18 protein-coding genes and 1 tRNA gene are annotated in these 16,912 nt (G+C 62.7%); 15 read left to right on the forward strand and 4 right to left on the reverse strand.

Going from position 1 to position 16,912, the window contains the following annotated elements; translation table 11 throughout:
* Positions 1-81 precede the first annotated feature (81 nt).
* The 10 genes from RB623_RS10015 to RB623_RS10060 all read left to right on the forward strand — a co-directional run bounded on the left by RB623_RS10015 (position 82) and on the right by RB623_RS10060 (position 8,361).
* The gene (locus RB623_RS10015; RefSeq protein ID WP_308056649.1) at positions 82-504 is read left to right on the forward strand and encodes an endonuclease; all 423 of its coding nucleotides are present in this window, start codon (positions 82-84) and stop codon (positions 502-504) included.
* Positions 501-1,076: a phage head-tail connector protein gene (locus RB623_RS10020; protein ID WP_308056650.1), complete on the forward strand. Its 576-nt coding sequence runs from the start codon at positions 501-503 to the stop codon at positions 1,074-1,076. The genes RB623_RS10015 and RB623_RS10020 overlap by 4 nt, the downstream gene beginning before the upstream one ends.
* The gene (locus RB623_RS10025; protein ID WP_308056651.1) at positions 1,076-1,480 is read left to right on the forward strand and encodes an HK97-gp10 family putative phage morphogenesis protein; all 405 of its coding nucleotides are present in this window, start codon (positions 1,076-1,078) and stop codon (positions 1,478-1,480) included. The genes RB623_RS10020 and RB623_RS10025 overlap by 1 nt, the downstream gene beginning before the upstream one ends.
* The gene (locus RB623_RS10030) at positions 1,470-1,739 is read left to right on the forward strand and encodes a hypothetical protein (RefSeq protein ID WP_308056652.1); all 270 of its coding nucleotides are present in this window, start codon (positions 1,470-1,472) and stop codon (positions 1,737-1,739) included. The genes RB623_RS10025 and RB623_RS10030 overlap by 11 nt, the downstream gene beginning before the upstream one ends.
* Positions 1,736-2,059, forward strand: coding sequence for a phage head closure protein (locus RB623_RS10035; RefSeq protein WP_308056653.1), 324 nt, complete (start codon positions 1,736-1,738; stop codon positions 2,057-2,059). The genes RB623_RS10030 and RB623_RS10035 overlap by 4 nt, the downstream gene beginning before the upstream one ends.
* Positions 2,060-2,112: 53 nt before the next feature.
* Positions 2,113-2,466 carry a P27 family phage terminase small subunit gene (locus RB623_RS10040; RefSeq protein ID WP_308056861.1) on the forward strand — a complete coding sequence of 118 codons (354 nt, stop codon included), beginning with the start codon at positions 2,113-2,115 and terminating at the stop codon, positions 2,464-2,466.
* On the forward strand, positions 2,459-4,069 hold the full coding sequence (locus RB623_RS10045; RefSeq protein ID WP_308056654.1) for a terminase TerL endonuclease subunit: 1,611 nt from the start codon (positions 2,459-2,461) through the stop codon (positions 4,067-4,069). Before RB623_RS10040 ends, RB623_RS10045 begins: the two co-directional genes overlap by 8 nt.
* 3 nt (positions 4,070-4,072) lie before the next feature.
* Positions 4,073-7,027, forward strand: a complete 2,955-nt coding sequence (locus RB623_RS10050) for a tape measure protein (RefSeq protein WP_308056655.1) — start codon at positions 4,073-4,075, stop codon at positions 7,025-7,027.
* Between the two features lie 3 nt (positions 7,028-7,030).
* Positions 7,031-7,417 carry a DUF3168 domain-containing protein gene (locus tag RB623_RS10055; RefSeq protein WP_308056656.1) on the forward strand — a complete coding sequence of 129 codons (387 nt, stop codon included), beginning with the start codon at positions 7,031-7,033 and terminating at the stop codon, positions 7,415-7,417.
* Positions 7,418-7,479: 62 nt separating this feature from the next.
* The gene (locus RB623_RS10060) at positions 7,480-8,361 is read left to right on the forward strand and encodes a hypothetical protein (protein WP_308056657.1); all 882 of its coding nucleotides are present in this window, start codon (positions 7,480-7,482) and stop codon (positions 8,359-8,361) included.
* A 59-nt stretch (positions 8,362-8,420) separates the two neighbouring features.
* Here the strand turns inward: RB623_RS10060 and RB623_RS10065 are convergent, their stop codons facing one another.
* From RB623_RS10065 to RB623_RS10080, 4 genes are all read right to left on the reverse strand, one after another.
* Positions 8,421-8,993: a hypothetical protein gene (locus RB623_RS10065; RefSeq protein WP_308056658.1), complete on the reverse strand. Its 573-nt coding sequence runs from the start codon at positions 8,991-8,993 to the stop codon at positions 8,421-8,423.
* Between the two features lie 214 nt (positions 8,994-9,207).
* Positions 9,208-9,284 (reverse strand) — tRNA-Arg (locus tag RB623_RS10070).
* 58 nt (positions 9,285-9,342) lie between these two features.
* Positions 9,343-9,648, reverse strand: coding sequence for an ETC complex I subunit (locus RB623_RS10075; RefSeq protein WP_308056659.1), 306 nt, complete (start codon positions 9,646-9,648; stop codon positions 9,343-9,345).
* Between the two features lie 287 nt (positions 9,649-9,935).
* The gene (locus tag RB623_RS10080; RefSeq protein ID WP_308056660.1) at positions 9,936-11,108 is read right to left on the reverse strand and encodes a cystathionine beta-lyase; all 1,173 of its coding nucleotides are present in this window, start codon (positions 11,106-11,108) and stop codon (positions 9,936-9,938) included.
* 651 nt (positions 11,109-11,759) lie between these two features.
* Here RB623_RS10080 and RB623_RS10085 point away from each other — a divergent pair.
* The 5 genes from RB623_RS10085 to RB623_RS10105 all read left to right on the forward strand — a co-directional run bounded on the left by RB623_RS10085 (position 11,760) and on the right by RB623_RS10105 (position 16,792).
* The gene (locus RB623_RS10085; protein ID WP_308056661.1) at positions 11,760-12,788 is read left to right on the forward strand and encodes an amino acid ABC transporter substrate-binding protein; all 1,029 of its coding nucleotides are present in this window, start codon (positions 11,760-11,762) and stop codon (positions 12,786-12,788) included.
* 96 nt (positions 12,789-12,884) lie between these two features.
* Positions 12,885-14,141 (forward strand): amino acid ABC transporter permease, encoded by a 1,257-nt coding sequence (locus RB623_RS10090; RefSeq protein ID WP_308056662.1) that lies wholly within the window; start codon positions 12,885-12,887, stop codon positions 14,139-14,141.
* A gap of 3 nt (positions 14,142-14,144) precedes the next feature.
* On the forward strand, positions 14,145-15,305 hold the full coding sequence (locus RB623_RS10095) for an amino acid ABC transporter permease (protein WP_308056663.1): 1,161 nt from the start codon (positions 14,145-14,147) through the stop codon (positions 15,303-15,305).
* A gap of 37 nt (positions 15,306-15,342) precedes the next feature.
* Entirely contained in the window at positions 15,343-16,146 is an 804-nt protein-coding gene (locus RB623_RS10100; protein WP_308056664.1) for an amino acid ABC transporter ATP-binding protein, read from the forward strand.
* A 10-nt stretch (positions 16,147-16,156) separates the two neighbouring features.
* Positions 16,157-16,792 carry a hypothetical protein gene (locus tag RB623_RS10105; RefSeq protein WP_308056665.1) on the forward strand — a complete coding sequence of 212 codons (636 nt, stop codon included), beginning with the start codon at positions 16,157-16,159 and terminating at the stop codon, positions 16,790-16,792.
* Positions 16,793-16,912: the final 120 nt, after the last annotated feature.

Genomic DNA, 16,912 nt, shown 5'->3' on the forward strand with positions numbered 1-16,912 from the left:
CGACGTTGAGACCGGCGTCGCTCAACTTGCGGGCGGCGTTTAAGCACGGCGCCGCCCGCTCCTTACCGAAGGAGGCCAGCCGTGCCGAAGGCCGCACCAACGATCTGCCAGTGTGGAAAGGTCCGCCCGTCCGGACAGCGCTGCACCTGCGCGCCAGTCCGCGTCGACCATCGGCCATCGGCCACCAAGCGCGGCTATGACGAAGGGTGGAAGCTCGCCGCCAAGGCATTCCTCGCCGCGCCCGGTAACGAGCGCTGCCGCTGCGGTGCGCCGGCAACCTGCGTCGCGCACATCCTCAGCATCCGGCTCTATCCGTCCTTGCGCATGAACAAGGACAACTGGCGCCCGTCCTGCCGGTCCTGCAACACGTCGGACACCTATCGAGAGAAGGACGGCGGGGTGGGTCCGGGTTTGAGCCGTTCGCGCGCCCACCACACGCGCCAGAGCATTGAAAATTCTGGGAAAAAAACCGCTGTGCCGTTTTTCGCGATCGGGGATGAATGATGCTCACTCGAATTTCGCCGCCGGCAGTTGAGCCGATCACGCTTGAAGAAACGAAGGCCGCGCTCGCCGTGATCGGCAACAGCGATGACGATATGCTCCAGCGCCTCATAGGCGCCGCTACAGCGGCCTTTGACGGTGCGGATGGCAGACTTGCCCGGCCGCTCATCGAACAGCGCTGGCGCCTCTCTATGGAACGCTTTCCGGCAGGCACGATCCGGTTGCCGTTGCCGCCGACGATCAGCGTTGACGCGATCAGCTATGTCGACGGCGCTGGCGACGATCAGGAAATCGATCCTGCCGAATATACCGTGAGCGGGCTGGGCTCGACCGATGCGGCGATTATCTCGCCGGTATCCCGGTGGCCGTCCGGAACGGCGGTGACGATCGAACTCACATGCGGTTTCGGCGCCGATCCGGAACACGTGCCTGCCGATATCAAGGACGCGTTGATTGCCGTCGTCGGCAGCCGCTACGCATGGCGCGAGGCTCAGGTGCTCGCCACCGGCTCGCTTTCCGAAAATCCAGAAGTCGCCGACGTGATCGACCGCTGGCGCGTGCGGGGCTTCGGCTGATGGCTGTTCAAGGTCTCAACGCGCTGAATAAGAGGCTCGCCCGGATGCCGGCCGCTGCCCGCGCCGAACTGGAAAAGGCCGTAGTGGAAGGCGCCAATCGCACCGCCGTATTGGCCCGTGGGCTGGCACCGCATGAAAGCGGCGCGTTGCGGGAAAGCATCCATGTCGAAGCCGGGCGCCATCAACTTCACCGGCTCGTGGTGAGCGGTGGCCCGTCGACCACTGTCACCGCCCGCGCCGGACATGGTTCATACGACTACGCCAAGGCGCAGGAATGGGGCACCGATGACATGGACCCGAATCCGAGCCTGTATCCGGCTTTCCGTGCGCTGAAGAAGTCGATCACCGCCCGCATGAGCCGTGCCGCCCGCAAGGCCGCGAAAGGAGGCGGAAATGCTTCGTGATGAGGAAACCGGCCAACTGCTTGACGCTGCAACGGATTTTGCGCTGGCGGTTTGCACCGCCGACGATCCTTGCCGCGTGCTGGAACTGGAAACCGCTGAGGTTTTCGCCCGGCAGCATGGCCTTCTCACCGGCAACGATGCCTATGCCGTGCTGGCGCTGTGCATGGTGATGGTCGAACGGCGCGGGCCGCTGATCCGGCAGTTTCGGACTGACTATGCCGCTGCCATCGCGCCGCCTGTATCGGGGACCGTGCAATGATCGGCGCCGGCAGCTTCGATCGACGGATTGACGTCCAGCGTCCGGCGGAAAGCCGCGATGCCGGAACGAATGCCGTCATCGTCTCATGGTCGACGCATCTCGCGAGCGTCCCGGCATCGATCCGGCGCGCCTCCGGCCGGGAATTTCTCGACGCGGATCAGGTGCAGAGCGAACGCCGCGCCGTGTTCACGATCAGGTACGCCGACGTCGTCGTGACGGACCGCGTGCTCGCCGACGATGGCTTGACGTATGGCATCTCCGATATCCGGGAAATCGGCCGGCGGCGGTTCCTCGAATTGCAGTGCGAGGCCATCCAGTGACACGCGGTCCCGTCGCCAAGCTGAAGGTTGTGGCTGCCCCTGAGCCGGTCACAGTGCCCCGCTGGTGCCCTGCAATCTGCCGGGATGTCTATCAGCGCGCCGCCACGGAACTCGCCGCACAGGGCCGTCTCAGCGCCGGCAATCTCGACTTGCTGGAAAGCTACATTGCCGCCGTTGCCACGGCTCGCCGCGCTGAGCGCAGTGTGCAGCGGCAGGGCTCTTTCTTCCTGAAGAAAGGCCAGCGGCCGCAGGCGCACCCCGGAATCGCCATTGCGCAGGAAGCACGGAAGCAGGCGCGCATGCTGGCCAGCCGGCTGGCGCTGATACAGGAAAGCCGCGACGCGAACCGGGCGGCATCCGGTGATTTTGTCGCTGCCGATGACGACGAGGATTTCGGCGATGTCTGAAATCCGCCCGGTATGGCTGTTTGACGATTCCCCGATCCCCGATCCGCTTGGTTATGGGGCACGGGCCGTCGATTTTCTGCGCAAGCTCCGGCATCCGAAAAGCACGGCGCCGAAACACCAGTTCCAGCTATTTCCTTTTCAGGAACGGCTGGTGCGCAAGGTCTATGGTGACGTCCATGCGGACGGGCGGCGGAAGGTGCGCACGCTGTATCTCAGGATGGGGCGCGGTGGCCGCAAAACCAGCCTCACCGGCGCGCTGGCGTTGCTGCATCTCTTCGGACCGGAGCGTGTCACCGGCGGCAAGATCATCGCCGCCGCGTCGGACAGGTCGCAGGCCAAGATTCAGTGGGAGGAAGCCGCTGGCATCATCGGCATGTCCGCGCGCCTTTCACAGGCCACGCAAAAGCGCGAGGCGCCGGTCTTCACGATCTCGCATCCGAAGAGCGGTTCCCAGTTTCAGGCGATCAGCGCCGATGGCGAGGGCAAGCACGGGCTGACCTACCAGCTTGTTTGCACCGATGAGCTTCACGTCTGGTCGCACAACCGGGAACTGTGGAGGGCGTTGACGACGGGTCTGCCGAAGATTCCGAACACCTTGCATGTCATCACGACAACGGCCGGCTATGGCGTGGACGGCATCGCCGGTGAAATCGAAGCCTATGCGCGCGACGTGGCCACCGGCGCGGTGATCGATGAAACCTTCCTGAGCGTCATCTTCGAAGTCCCGGAAGAACTCGACTGGAAGGATGAGCGGGCGTGGCACCTCGCCAATCCGGGCTTGCCTTATGGCTTCCCCGATATAGACGGACTGCGCACCGCAGCGAAGCAGGCAACACGGCTACCGCAGCTAAAGGACGACTTTCTCCGTTTCCATCTTGGCCGTTGGCAGGATGGCGCCGCATCGCCCTGGCTGGATTTGGTCATCTATGATGCCGGCGCCCGCGATATCTCGATTGACGACTATGAAGGTGAGCCGTGCTGGCTTGCGGTCGACTTCGGCTTGGTTTCGGACTTGTCGGCGGTCGTTGCGGCATTCCCGCGCGATGATGACGAAATCCACGTCTTTGCATGGTTTTTCGTCCCCGAAGATAATCTGAGGGCCAAGGCTGAAGCCGACCGGGCGCCGTATATCGAGGCCCGTGACAATGGCTATCTTGTCGCGACTCCCGGCAATGTGGTGGATCGGCGCATCCTCGCCGACAAGGTGCGCGAACTCGCCGACCGGTTTGCCGTGCAAGAGGCGGCGTTTGACCCTTACCGCTTGAAAGACTGGGCTGCCGATCTCGCTGAGCAGGACGGGCTTCCGATGGTGGAACACCGGCAGGGCTGGGCTTCCATGGGACCGGCTATTGCCAAGCTGCAAAATCTGATCCTCGCCGGGAAATTCATCCACGACGGCAATTCGCTGCTCCGTTGGTGCTTTTCCAACGTGGTGACGAAGACCGATTCCAGCGGGAATGCTTCGTTTCATAAGGGCCGTAGCAGGGGCAGGATTGACGGGGCGGTGGCCAGCGCAATGGCCGTTGGCCGTGCCGTGACCGGCGAGTCCGGCCTTTCCATCTATGCCGGCGACGATCGCCCGGCCGGCCTTTTGTTTGTGTGACGCATGGCCGATATCGACAACGCCAAATTAGTCGTTTCTCTGGAAGCCAGAGTCAGGGGGTATGAACGCGCCTTGGCCAAGGCTCAGGCTGACACCAACACCCGGATGAAAGGCATCGAAAATGCCTTGAAGAAGCCGCAAGCCGAATTCCAGCGCACCGCCGACATTGCCGCCCGGAGCTTGGCCAAGATCGAAAAGCAGAGCGCGACGTCCGCCAGCGCCATCGCCGCATCGTTCAAGGGCATCGGCGCCGGGCTTGCTGGCGGTTTGAGCGTACAGGCGTTTGTCCGGTTCTCCGATGCGGCAACCCGCGTCCAGAACAGCTTGAAAAATGCCGGGCTGGAAGGCCGCGAACTCACCGGCGCATATGAGCGGTTGTCGAAAATCGCTTTGCAGAACGGCGCATCGTTCGAAGCCGTCGCGTCTCTGTATTCGAAGACTTCGAAGGCCGCGAAAGAGCTTGGTATCAGCAGTCAGGACGTGGAGAAGTTCACGGCTCGCATGTCGGCGGGATTGCGCGCCAGCGGCACCGATGCGCAGGCGGCGAGTGCTGGTCTACATCAACTCGGGCAGGCGCTGGGAAGTGGCGTACTGCGCGGCGATGAACTCAATTCGATTCTGGAGAACCTGCCCAGCGTGGCGGAGTCGCTGGCCAAGGGGCTTGGCGTCACGATCGGACAGCTTCGCCAGATGGGCGCCGATGGCGAATTGACGGCGCGCCGCGTCTTCGAAGGCTTCATGCGCGGTTCGGAGGGAATTGAGGCTCAGGCTGCGAAGACCTCGCTCACTTTTTCGCAGGCATTTACGAATATCGCCACCGCGTTGACGCTGGCTGCCGGCGAGTTCAACAAATCGACCGGTGCAAGTCAGGCATTCGCCGACGTCGTAAATTCTGTAGTTGTGCCGGCAATTACTGGCCTTGGCGAAGCGATTGGCCGCACCAACGAAAAGCATGCCCAGCTTGGCCGGCAGCTACAGCAGTTTGCCCAGCAGTGGGGGATTGAGCAATTCGTTCTGGATACCGTCAAGGCGTTCAACGATCTCGGCAACGTCACCGATCCGCTGTTGGCGGCATTCGAAGCCGCTCAGGCCAAGGTGCGCGCAAGTCGCGGCGCCCTGAGACAGGACTTCGAAGGCGTCGTCGACGATTTCAGCGCCGCCATGGCCGATCTGAGGGCAAGCGGACAGGAAGACATCGCCAGTGGTCTTTCCGTCGCCTTTGTGGGGCTTCAGGCCAAGATTGGCGCCGGTACAGCGGAAGCCCGCGACTTTGATTCCGTCATCAGCGGCTTGGTCAACACCGGCAACAGCATGGCCGATCAGGTGGCCGGCCGGCTGGAACTGATTCAGGGCAGGTTCCAGAACGCCGGGGAAGCCGCGAAGAAGGCATTCGATGACGCTGGCCGCGCGCTGGCCACCGCGCTGGGTGAACAGGCCCTTCGCGTTGTGGACGCGCTCGCCGGCCGTCTGGGGGACAGCCTGCCGGCAGCCGTTGGCCGCTTCACCGGGGCGTTGCGGCAGGCGCTGGCCTTGCTGGGCAAGATGGACGCCGCCACCGCTACGGCTCTCACCCAAATCAGTGCGGGCGGATATCAGCCGGGCGATTTGAACCGTGGCCCCGGTGGCGGCTTCCTGAATTTCGATGACGGCACCAAAACGCCCGACAATGATCCGAGCAAGATACCGCTGCCGGATGCGGTCGACGTCACCCCGGAACGTCGTGTCGATCCGTATTTTTCCGATTCCACCGGTGGCCGTGCCAGCCCAGCGGCAACGAAAACCGGCGAGGATATCGCCACGGGTTTCATCAAGAAATTCGAAGGCTACAGCGGCAAGGCATACTGGGATGTCGACGCCTTCCGCGTCGGCTACGGCAGCGATACCGTCACGAGCGCGGGCGGTGGCGTTTCCCGCGTCACGTCTGGCACGCTGACCAGCCTTGATGCCGCCAATCGCGATCTGGCGCGCCGCATCGTCGAATTCCAAGCCATCATTCAGCGGCAAGTCGGTGGCGACGTCTGGACGTCCTTCGCCAAGGAACAGCAGGCCGCGCTGACATCGATCGCGTACAACTATGGCGAACTGCCCGATCGCATCGTGAAGGCTATCCAGTCCGGCAATCCGGCCGTGATCGATTCTGCGATTCGCGGTCTCGGCTCCGATAACGATGGCATCAACCGCGATCGGAGAAATCAGGAAGCCGATCTATTCAGCGGTGGCGTCTTCAAGCCGGCGACGGATGCGGCGAAGGATCAGACGCAGGCCATCACCGATCTGCAAACCGGATATGAGCAGCTTGGCCAGATTGGCGTGTCGGCGCTGCAAAGTCTCGCCACGGCGCTGAGCGACGGCAAGCTTGAAGGCGAGGAACTTCTGCAAATTCTTTTGCAGGTTGCGCAGCAGTTGCTCGCAATGCCGATGCCGGCGAGCGCGGGCGGCGGCAGCTTGCTGGGCAACATCCTTGGCAGTCTGTTCGGCGGGTTCGGTGGCGGCGGCGCTGATCCATGGTCCGGGCTCCGGCTTGCCGAAGGCGGCAGCGTGCGCGGTCCCGGCGGCCCGACTGGCGATCGTATCCCGGCGATGTTGAGCGATGGCGAGCACGTCACCAACGCCCGTTCGGCGCGGAAGTACGCGCCGTTGCTCGCTGCCATCAATGCCGATCGCCTTCCGCACCTCGCCAAGGGCGGCGACGTCGGCGCGATGATGTCAGCCGGCGACCGCATTGCCAGCCGGCAGGCTGAGCGGCAATCAGCGTCCGCCCGCTCCGGCTTAGTCGGAAGCGTTGCCCGCGATCGGCCACGGCAGACGATCGACATCAATGTCAACGGCGCGAGGGGCAATCGGGAAATCGTCGACATGGTGCAGGAAGGCGTTTCCGCCGCGATCCGGGAGAATAATCAGAAGCAGGTGCCGTCGATCGCGGTGAAGTCGGTCACCGAATTCAACCGGAGGAAATAGGCGATGTCCGCGCTACCGATCATCGAATCCCTGCTTAGCGCCGCGCCGGCAGTCACCGGCATCGTGTCGGACCGGGTTTACTACTCGGTCGCACCGCAGGGCGCGGCGCTGCCCTACATCGTGATGGTAGGCACTGCCGAGACCGACGAAGTCCTACTTCAGGGGCAGGCACAGTTTCCGGAAGGCTTGGTCAGCGTCGCCATGTATGGCGCCGATTTTCCGACGATCGAAAGCTTGGGCGATGCCGTGATCAGCGCCTTGGCGGATGCATCCGGTCTCTATCGCGGCCACGAGGCCAAGGTGCAGCGCGACGGCGGCGGCAGCTTCGATTTCCTGCCGGCCGATCGGACGCATCGCCGTATCGAGAGCTTCAGCGTCCGGTATCGCTAAGCCTTGTGCATCCCGCCGGGAGGGGGATTCACTCCACGGAATCAAAGGTCTAGATTCCCCGCATGACGAAGCACGGCGACGCCCTTCAGAGAATGAACCGCGACAGGCGCCAGCACTTCGTCAAGCTCGCCGCGCAAGTGCTGGCAAGCGGCCGTCCGACATATTTCCGGCATGAGGCCACGGTGCGGCATGGGCTCAGGGTGCGGTTCATTTCCGAAGGCTGGGGCTGGCAGCCTGCCGACGATCAATCAGGTGACATCACCGCCGCCGCCTTACGAGCGATCGGCGCTGAGCGGCCATCATGGGATGAAGCACAGCCCGGCCACGTCGACACGATCCGGACCTTTTGCGCGTGGCAGCCTTGCGGGAAGGTCATGCCCGATCCTGAGCCCGGCGAGCGCGAGCGGCGGAAATACTGCTCAGCAACCTGCATGGAGGCGGCAGGCAACCTGAGATACGCGGCAGACCACCGCGCCGATCTCGCCGCCCGGACCCAGCTATGGCGCGACCAGCGCCGGGATGCCGCATCGGAAAAGCCATGCGAATGGTGCAGGCGCGCCTTCAAGCCGCTCCGGCAGGCTGGCCGGCCTGAGCCGCGATTTTGCGGCAAATCATGCGCGGCATCGTGGAGCAATTCCCAGCGGGCGGAATCGTTCGGTGCGATCTTGCGGCGCCGCCAGCCGAAGAAGGTGCGGCCGGCCATATCATGCGGCGAATGCGGCCGGTTCTTCACCCCGGATTTTGACGGCAAGCGCTATTGCGAGAAGGCGTGCAGCAACCGCGCAAACATCCGGAAGCGCTGGCGCGTGCCGCTGATCGGCCCGGACGTCCAGCCGGCGCCCGCACCTATGCAATCCGCTTTCCAATGCGTCGAGACCAAGCTGAGCCCGGCCGAACAGGGCAGGCGGTTCGATGCCTTCGCGGCGAGCATGGCGGCGGAATAGGGCGCGCCCCAAATGTGCGGAATTCCGCACATTTCAAAAGGGGGGTTTAATCCCCCTTTTCAGCCGCGCCCCATATCTCCGGCTTGCCGGAGGTTTGCCCAGCGCGCCGCTGATAAAGAGCGAGCCAAAAAGATACGACATCGTATCTTTTCAAGCCCGGAAAGCTGACGAAGCAAGGCTTCACCGATCTCAGTCTTTTCACCGCGAGCGACTTCCTGAACCACCTCCGGCGGCGCTTCGCGCTTCAAGGCACGGGCGCGGTCTACGGATTTTTTACTGACGTTGAGCACTTTCGCCGCCTCTGTTGCCGATCTCTGCTCACTTTCTACAAATGGGTCAATTGGCCCATTTGTTTTGGCTGCGTTTTGATTGCCCTTCGGCGCGCCCTGCTTCATCGTCGCGATCTCCGCCGCTATCAGCGCGCGCTGGCTTTCATTCAAATGCCGGCGTTTGAGATTCAGGGAAATCACCCGGTCCAGCGCTTCATCCCGCGTTCCGGTGAACGGCTGGCGCGGACATTCAAGGCCAAGCTCATCGCAGGCGCGGGCGCGATGCACGCCATCCAAAATCGCGCCTTCGAATAGCGCCGCTTCCAGCCCAGCCCAGCGCGTCCAGCCTTGCCCGGCAGCCAAGCACCCGCAACCGGCAAGCGCGTGCCAGCGCGCCCTAGATCGACACTCAGGGCATCCAAGCCGGGCGCCGTCCGGCAAGGCGTGGTGGCTGACAGTTTGTCGCAGCCCTGCCCTTACACGCCCCGAAAAAACTTACATGAGACTTACACGGGATTTTTGGGTTATTTTGGCTTGTTTGTCGGTTGCAAATTTTGCTTGTTTTTCAGGGGTTTAGTGGCGATCCCGACAGGATTCGAACCTGTGACAGCCGGCTTAGAAGGCCGGTGCTCTATCCATCTGAGCTACGGGACCAAACGACCGCACCCAAGCTTCGCCCGCCGCTTGCGGGGGGACGAAGCCATGCTGCCGCTCAATGCGTCCAGGGCGCCTTGCGGTCATAGCGGAAATTGTCCGAATAGGAAATCTGCCGCCGTTTCGTTTCCTTGGGCTCCTGCACGCGGAAGGCTATGCCATGTTTGTCGGCGTAAGCGACCGCCTCTTCTTTCGTCTCGAAGGTCAGCCTGATCTGGCTCTGCATGTCGGAAGAGGTCGTGTAGCCCATCAGCGGATCGATCTTGCGCGGCTTCTCGGGGTCGAACTCCAGGACCCAGTATCCGGTCTTGGCCTTTCCGGACTGCATGGCGGTCTTGGCGGGGCTGAAAATGCGCGCTGACATCGACTTTCCTCAAACCTTCGGGCCTGTTCGCATGGTGCGGACGATCCGCCCCGGCATGCGCCGAACCTCAAGATCTTTGACAGTGGCCGGCCGCCTTCGGCCGCCCACATCGCCCGCCACCTCTATCCATATGGGGGCCAATCGGCAAGACATGCCGGGACCAAGCTTTTCGAGACGCCGTTCCGGCGCGGCATCTCGGGCGTCGGAAGCGCGGAAAACCGCCGTTCGCCGGCGCCCGAAGCGTGAACTTCGACAGCCCAGCCGGCCGCCGTGTCGCCGATGCCGCGTCAGACGCCCGCGGCCGCGGCCAACCCGCGCGCCAGGTCGGTCTTCAGATCCTGGACGTCCTCCAGCCCGATCTGCAATCGCAGGACGGGGCCCTCATACGGTCCCCTGGCGATGATGCGGTCGGAAATGTTGACGGGAACCGCCAGGCTTTCAAAACCGCCCCAGGAATAGCCCAGCCCGAAGATGGCGAGTGCGTCGAGAAAGGCGTGAGCGCGCGCCTGCCCGCCGCCGTCGAGCACGATCGAGAAGACGCCGCTGGAGCCGGAAAAGTCGCGCTTCCACAGCGCATGGCCGGGGTGGCTCTCCAGCCCGGGATGCAGCACCCGGGCGACACCCTTTTGCGTTTCCAGCCAACGCGCGATTTCCAGCGCGCTCCGCTGATGGCGCTCGAGTCTGACCCCCATGGTGCGCAGCCCGCGCAGCACCTGGTAGACGTCGTCCGGCCCGGAGCAGCAGCCCAGCGTGAAAAACGTCTCCCGCAGGCGCGGCCAGCAGGCCTCGCTGGCCGACACAGTGCCGGCCAGCACGTCCGAATGGCCGGCCGGATATTTCGTCGCGGCGTGGATGGAGATGTCGACGCCATGGTCGAGCGGACGGAAGAACAACGGCGTCGCCCAGGTGTTGTCCATCATCACAATCGCGCCGCGCTTTTTCGCCTCCGCCGCGATGGCCGGAATGTCCTGCATCTCGAACGTGTTGGATCCCGGCGATTCGGTGAACACGACTTTTGTGTTCGGCTTCATCAGGGCGCCGATGCCGGCGCCGACCATCGGGTCGTAATAGTCGACCTCGACGCCCAGCCGCCCCAGCATGGTGTCCGCGAAGCTGCGTGTGGGGTGATAGACCGAATCGGTGATCAGCACATGGTCGCCGGCCGACAGGAAGGCGAGCAGCGGGATGGTGACGGCTGCCAGCCCCGAGGGCACGACGATGGTTCCGGCGGATCCCTCCAGCGCGTCGATCGCGGCAGCCAGAGCGTCGGTGGTCGGCGTGCCCCGCGTGCCATAGCTGTACCGCTGGCCGCGCGAAGCCATCGTGGCTGCGTCGGGATAGAGCACGGTGGACGCATGCACGACCGGCGGGTTGACGAAACCGAAGAAGTCGCGCGGATCGTTGCCGGCATGCGCCAGCCGCGTGTTGGCACCCATGTCCACATAGTCCCGCTTGGCCATTTCATCTCCGTGTGATCGAGCGCGACAGGCTTAGAGCGTTTCTTGCTTGGATTGAACCATTCTGCCGGCGATGGTTTGGGACAAGGTCGAGGGCTTCGTCGAAGTTCGGGCTGGTGGCCCGGACGAGACGAAGCCCGATGGATTTGTCCCAAACCAGCCCGGCCCTTCGGGTTTGCGTTTGGCGGGCGCCCACTTCGTCAGGCCGCTTGCCCGGGCAACCAGCCCGATCTGCGCGGCCTTCCTTGTGGATCGCCTCGCCAAACGACAAACAGAATGATTCAATCTAAGCAAGAAACGCTCTAAAGCGGACGCAGCCCCGCCGCAACACGGTGCTCGTGACAGACAGTGGAAGTGGTTGCGCCAGCATCTGGCCCGAGGCAAGGGCAGGCGGTTGCGCCGCCGCCGCCCGCCACGATCAAATCAGTCTCAACTAAGCGCCTGCCGCAGCGTCGTATTTTCAAACTCCCGGGAGCAGGGTCATTCCGCTTGACCTCGCGGGAATAATCGCCTTCGATGCGGGTCTTGAATGGGGAACACGGCGCGAGTGCCATCAACGACACCGCGTCTCGGGAAATGGGCCCGAGCGGGAAACGCCGCCTCATAAGGGGAAAATCGGGATCGAATCCCGTCAAACAGAAAAGGCTAGTGAACATGAAGAATACTCTGAAGGTCGTTCTCGGCGCCGCCGCGCTCGGAATGGCGGTGGCTGCCGCGCATGCCGGCACGCTCGAGGATGTGAAGGCGAAGGGCTTCATCCAGTGCGGTGTCAACACCGGCCTGGCCGGCTTCTCGGCGCCGAACGACAAGGGCGAGTGGACCGGCCTCGACGTCGACTTCTGCCGCGCGGTGGCGGCGGCGGTGTTCGGCGACGGCACCAAGGTGAAGTTCACCGGCCTTTCCGCCAAGGACCGTTTCACCGCGCTGCAGTCGGGCGAGATCGATATCCTGTCGCGCAACACGACCTGGACGATCAACCGCGACACGGCGCTGGGATTGAATTTCGGCGGCGTCACCTATTACGACGGCCAGGGTTTCATGATCAACGCCAAGAAGGTGCCGGGCGTGAATTCGGCGCTGCAGCTTTCCGGCGCGTCGGTCTGCGTGCAGGCCGGCACCACCACCGAGCTCAACCTCGCCGACTACTTCAAGGCCAACAACCTCGAATACAATCCGGTCGTGTTCGAAAAGTTCGAGGAGGCCAACGCCGCCTATGACGCGGGCCGCTGCGACGCCTACACCACCGACCAGTCCGGCCTCTACGCTGTGCGCCTGCAGATGTCGGCGCCGGACGACCATGTCGTGCTGCCCGAGATCATCTCCAAGGAGCCGCTCGGCCCGGCGGTGCGCCAGGGCGATGACAAGTGGTTCGACATCGTCAAGTGGACCTACTACGCGCTGCTCAACGCCGAAGAGGCCGGCATCACTCAAGCCAATGTCGAGGAGATGAAGAGCTCAGCCAATCCGGACATCAAGCGCCTGCTTGGCGTCGAGGCCGAGACCAAGATCGGCACGGACCTCGGGCTCGACAATGCCTGGGTCGCCAACATCATCAAGGCAACCGGCAATTACGGCGAGATCTTCGAGCGCAACGTCGGCCAGGGCAGCCCGCTGAAGATCGCCCGCGGCGTCAACGCCCTGTGGACCAAGGGCGGCCTGCAATACGGCATGCCGGTCCGCTGATCGGCCCGCCGGCCGGAGGGGACCTCTCCTCCGGCCGTTTTTCGGTCCGAGGCCGAACAAGGGTCCGGACCCAATAGCCGTAGGAAGGGGAACCCTGTGGCGACACAAGATTTGGGCTTGAGGCAACCCGCCAAAGAGTCTCTGCTCTACGATCCGAAATTCAGAAGCCTTGCATTCCAGGTCGTGACGGTCCTGGTGCTGGTGGGCTGCATCTGGTGGATGGTAGACAATACGATCGAGAACCTGCGGCGCTCCAACATATCGACGGGCTTCGCCTTCCTGCGCGGACGCGCCGGTTTCGACATTTCCGACCGGCTGATCGAATACACGTCCGACTCGACCTTCCTCAGGGCTTTGGTCGTAGGCATCTTGAATACGCTCAAAGTCGCGGCTGCCGGCATCGTGCTTGCGACGATTATCGGCTTTCTGGTCGGCATCGGCCGGTTGTCGAACAACTGGCTGATCCGCAAGATCTGCACGGTTTATGTCGAAATTTTCCGCAACATTCCGCCGTTGCTGGTCATCTTGTTCTGGTATCAGGGCGTCCTGGCGGTTCTGCCGCAGGTGCGTGACAGCTATTCGCTACCGTTCAACTCGTTCCTCAATGTTCGCGGCTTCTTCCTGCCCGCCGTGATCTGGGATGGGGCGTTCCTGCCTAGCTTTAGTTGGAACGGGTTTCTGCCCAACATCGACTGGTCGCCCGTCATGGCCGGCAGGTTATGGCTCATCGACATCGCCATCCTGCTGGCGATCGCGATGGCATGGTTCGTGGTGCGTCGCGCCCGCCAGCGTCAGGCTGCGACCGGCCAGCAGTTTCCGGTGTTCTGGACCTCGCTGGTGCTGATCATCGGGCTGCCTGTGCTCGCCTTCTTCGCGGCGGGCGCGCCGGCGACTCTGGAGTTCCCGCAGAAAGGCACCTTCAACCTGACCGGAGGGGCCAACATCAAGCCGGAATTCCTGTCTCTTCTTCTGGCGTTATCCTTCTATACGGCTTCGTTCATCGCCGAAATCGTGCGCGCTGGCATTCAGGGCGTGCCGAAGGGGCAGACGGAAGCCTATTCCGCGCTCGGCCTGCGGCCGGGCACGGGGCTTCGGCTGGTGGTCATTCCGCAGGCTCTGCGCATCATCATCCCGCCGCTCACAAGCCAGTATCTCAACCTCACCAAGAACTCGACGCTCGGCGTGGCGATCGGCTACCCCGAACTCTATTCGGTCGGCGGCACCACCCTGAACCAGACCGGCCAGGCGATCGAGGTCGTCGTGATCTTCATGGTCGTCTACCTCAGCATCAGCCTTCTGACCTCGCTGGTGATGAACTGGTTCAACGCCAAGATGGCGCTGAAGGAGAGATAGGCCATGCAGGAACATGATCTCTCCTGGGTAAGGACGGAAATGGCGCTGGCGCAGGCCGCGCCACCCAGCCAGGTCGGCGCGGGCGCCTGGATGCGCAACAACCTGTTTTCGACGCCAGTCAATTCGGCGATCACCCTGATCGCCGCCCTGGCGATCGTCTGGTTCGGGATGCAGATCCTCAACTGGATGTTCTTCAGCGCCATTTGGAGCGGCTCCGACCGTACGGCCTGCCTGACGACGGAACAGGGCGGACAATTGCCGGCCGGCTGGTCCGGCGCCTGCTGGCCGTTCGTGTCGAGCCGCTTCGGCTATTTCATGTTCGGCCGCTATCCGGTCGAGGAGCGCTGGCGCGTCCTCCTGTGCGGACTCCTCTTCCTGGTCCTGCTGGTGCCGTTGCTGACGCCGCGAATTCCGTTCAAGCGGCTGAACGCGATCCTGTTCTTCGCGGTGTTTCCGTTCGTCGCCTTCTTCCTGCTGCTCGGCGGCTATTTCGGCCTGCCCTATATCGAGACCCAGCTTTGGGGTGGCCTGATGGTCACGCTGGTGATCTCCTATGTCGGCATCGTCACCTCGCTGCCGCTCGGCATTCTCCTGGCACTCGGGCGACGCTCGAAGATGCCGATCGTCAAGCTGCTGTCGGTGGTGTTCATCGAGACGGTGCGCGGCGTGCCCTTGGTCGCGGTGCTGTTCATGGCGAGTTTCATGCTGCCCCTGTTCATGCCGCCGGGCATGACCTTCGACAAGCTGCTGCGGGCGCTGATCGGCGTGGCGCTGTTCGCGTCGGCCTACATGGCCGAGGTGGTCCGCGGCGGCCTGCAGGCGATCCCGAAAGGCCAGTACGAGGGCGCCGATTCGCTCGGCCTCGGCTACTGGCAGAAGATGGGGCTTATCGTCATGCCCCAGGCGCTGAAACTGGTCATCCCGGGCATCGTCAACACTTTCATCGGCCTGTTCAAGGACACCACGCTGGTGCTGATCATCTCGCTGTTCGACCTGCTCGGCACCGTGAAGCAGAGCATTTCCGGCGACCCGACCTGGGCGACGCCGCAGACCGCCAAGACCGGCTACGTCTTTGCCGCCGCGATCTTCTGGGTGTTCTGCTTCGGCATGTCGCGCTATTCTCAATACATGGAACGCCGGCTCGATACCGGGCATCGCAAATAGCCGCGGAACCGCGGGCATCGCTTGAAGGGAACCGTCGATGGTCATTGAAAACGCAGTCAGCGCCGAGGAAATCAAGGTCGACGTCAAGAAGATGCACGTCTCCGATACGGACGTCGCAATCGACATCGCCGCCATGCACAAGTGGTACGGCGATTTCCATGTGCTGAAGGACATCAATTTGCGCGTCATGCGCGGCGAGCGCATCGTCATCTGCGGCCCGTCGGGTTCCGGCAAGTCGACCATGATCCGCTGCATCAACCGGCTGGAAGAGCACCAGAAGGGCAGGATCGTCGTCGACGGCAAGGAACTGACCAACGATCTCAAGAAGATCGACGAGGTGCGGCGCGAGGTCGGCATGGTGTTCCAGCACTTCAACCTGTTCCCGCACCTGACCATCCTGGAGAACTGCACGCTGGCGCCGATCTGGGTGCGCAAGATTCCGAAGAAGCAGGCCGATGAGACCGCGATGCAGATGCTGCGGCGCGTGAAGATCCCCGAACAGGCCAACAAATATCCCGGCCAGCTCTCCGGCGGCCAGCAGCAGCGCGTGGCGATCGCCCGTTCGCTCTGCATGAACCCGCGCATCATGCTGTTCGACGAGCCGACCTCGGCGCTCGACCCCGAAATGATCAAGGAAGTGCTTGAGACCATGGTCAGCCTCGCCGAGGAAGGCATGACCATGCTGTGCGTCACCCACGAGATGGGTTTTGCGCGCAAGGTGGCGAACCGGGTGATCTTCATGGACCAGGGCCAGATCGTCGAGCAGAACACGCCGGCCGAGTTCTTCGATCATCCGAGGCACGAACGCACGAAACTGTTCCTCAGCCAGATCCTGCATTAGCTGGCTGTTCATGTCGAACGCCGATAGGGTGCTGTCATTTCTACAATCGATTGCGCCGAAGGCTGCGTCGAATGCAGAAATTGGCCGGCGCACGGGCGTGAGGCCTCACGCGCAGGTATTTCAAATAACCCGCAAGTTGGAAGAGCGTGGACTTATCGCAGGGCGTCTCTATGGAAGTGAATGGGAGTATTGGTCGACAAAGCGCAGCCAACCCCAAATCCAGCAAGGTTCAGCGGCCTTCGCCTCCGATGTTTCTCAAGTCGCAAGCGTTGCCGCAACGGCGGCGCGCGAATTTGAAGCATTCTCCCGCAGCGTTTTTGAGCGGAAGTTCGCTACGCCGCTCCGGGAGAAACGCTTGGATGGCATCCCCAAGCGTTGGGATTTCGTATCTGACGATTGCGAAATTGTTGGAGATGCCAAGTTCTACACCCTTGTTAATGGGGTCGGCTTCCCACCTGCAAAGATGTCAGTCATCTCCGAGCATGTCTGGCTGCTAAGCAAGGTAGGAGCGCGTCAACGCTTTCTTGTCTTTGGAAATGAACTGCAGGTGCCAAGGCTATGGCTAGATAAACACGGACATCTTACAGAGGGGATACAGTTTTGGTTCCTGCACCAGAACGGGACGCTTGATCTTTTGCACGCTTGAATCTGACTCGGCGACTTGATTCGGCGTCTGGAGCAAAGCCTCGTTATCCTGCCTTGAGCCCGGCGCAATCGCCGGGCTCTTCTTTTGCAGGGTGGCCGAATCGCCGGATATTCGCAGGCC

This window comes from Mesorhizobium sp. LHD-90 (genome assembly GCF_030929505.1).
Classification (GTDB): Bacteria; Pseudomonadota; Alphaproteobacteria; order Rhizobiales; family Rhizobiaceae; genus Kumtagia.

Coding starts and splice junctions, on each gene's coding strand:
- RB623_RS10020 (WP_308056650.1), top strand. CDS start 501: ATGATGCTCACTCGAATTTCGCCGCCGGCAGTTGAGCCGATCACGCTT.
- RB623_RS10025 (WP_308056651.1), top strand. CDS start 1,076: ATGGCTGTTCAAGGTCTCAACGCGCTGAATAAGAGGCTCGCCCGGATG.
- RB623_RS10030 (WP_308056652.1), top strand. CDS start 1,470: ATGCTTCGTGATGAGGAAACCGGCCAACTGCTTGACGCTGCAACGGAT.
- RB623_RS10035 (WP_308056653.1), top strand. CDS start 1,736: ATGATCGGCGCCGGCAGCTTCGATCGACGGATTGACGTCCAGCGTCCG.
- RB623_RS10045 (WP_308056654.1), top strand. CDS start 2,459: ATGTCTGAAATCCGCCCGGTATGGCTGTTTGACGATTCCCCGATCCCC.
- RB623_RS10050 (WP_308056655.1), top strand. CDS start 4,073: ATGGCCGATATCGACAACGCCAAATTAGTCGTTTCTCTGGAAGCCAGA.
- RB623_RS10055 (WP_308056656.1), top strand. CDS start 7,031: ATGTCCGCGCTACCGATCATCGAATCCCTGCTTAGCGCCGCGCCGGCA.
- RB623_RS10060 (WP_308056657.1), top strand. CDS start 7,480: ATGACGAAGCACGGCGACGCCCTTCAGAGAATGAACCGCGACAGGCGC.
- RB623_RS10075 (WP_308056659.1), bottom strand. CDS start 9,648: ATGTCAGCGCGCATTTTCAGCCCCGCCAAGACCGCCATGCAGTCCGGA.
- RB623_RS10080 (WP_308056660.1), bottom strand. CDS start 11,108: ATGGCCAAGCGGGACTATGTGGACATGGGTGCCAACACGCGGCTGGCG.
- RB623_RS10085 (WP_308056661.1), top strand. CDS start 11,760: ATGAAGAATACTCTGAAGGTCGTTCTCGGCGCCGCCGCGCTCGGAATG.
- RB623_RS10095 (WP_308056663.1), top strand. CDS start 14,145: ATGCAGGAACATGATCTCTCCTGGGTAAGGACGGAAATGGCGCTGGCG.
- RB623_RS10100 (WP_308056664.1), top strand. CDS start 15,343: ATGGTCATTGAAAACGCAGTCAGCGCCGAGGAAATCAAGGTCGACGTC.
- RB623_RS10105 (WP_308056665.1), top strand. CDS start 16,157: ATGTCGAACGCCGATAGGGTGCTGTCATTTCTACAATCGATTGCGCCG.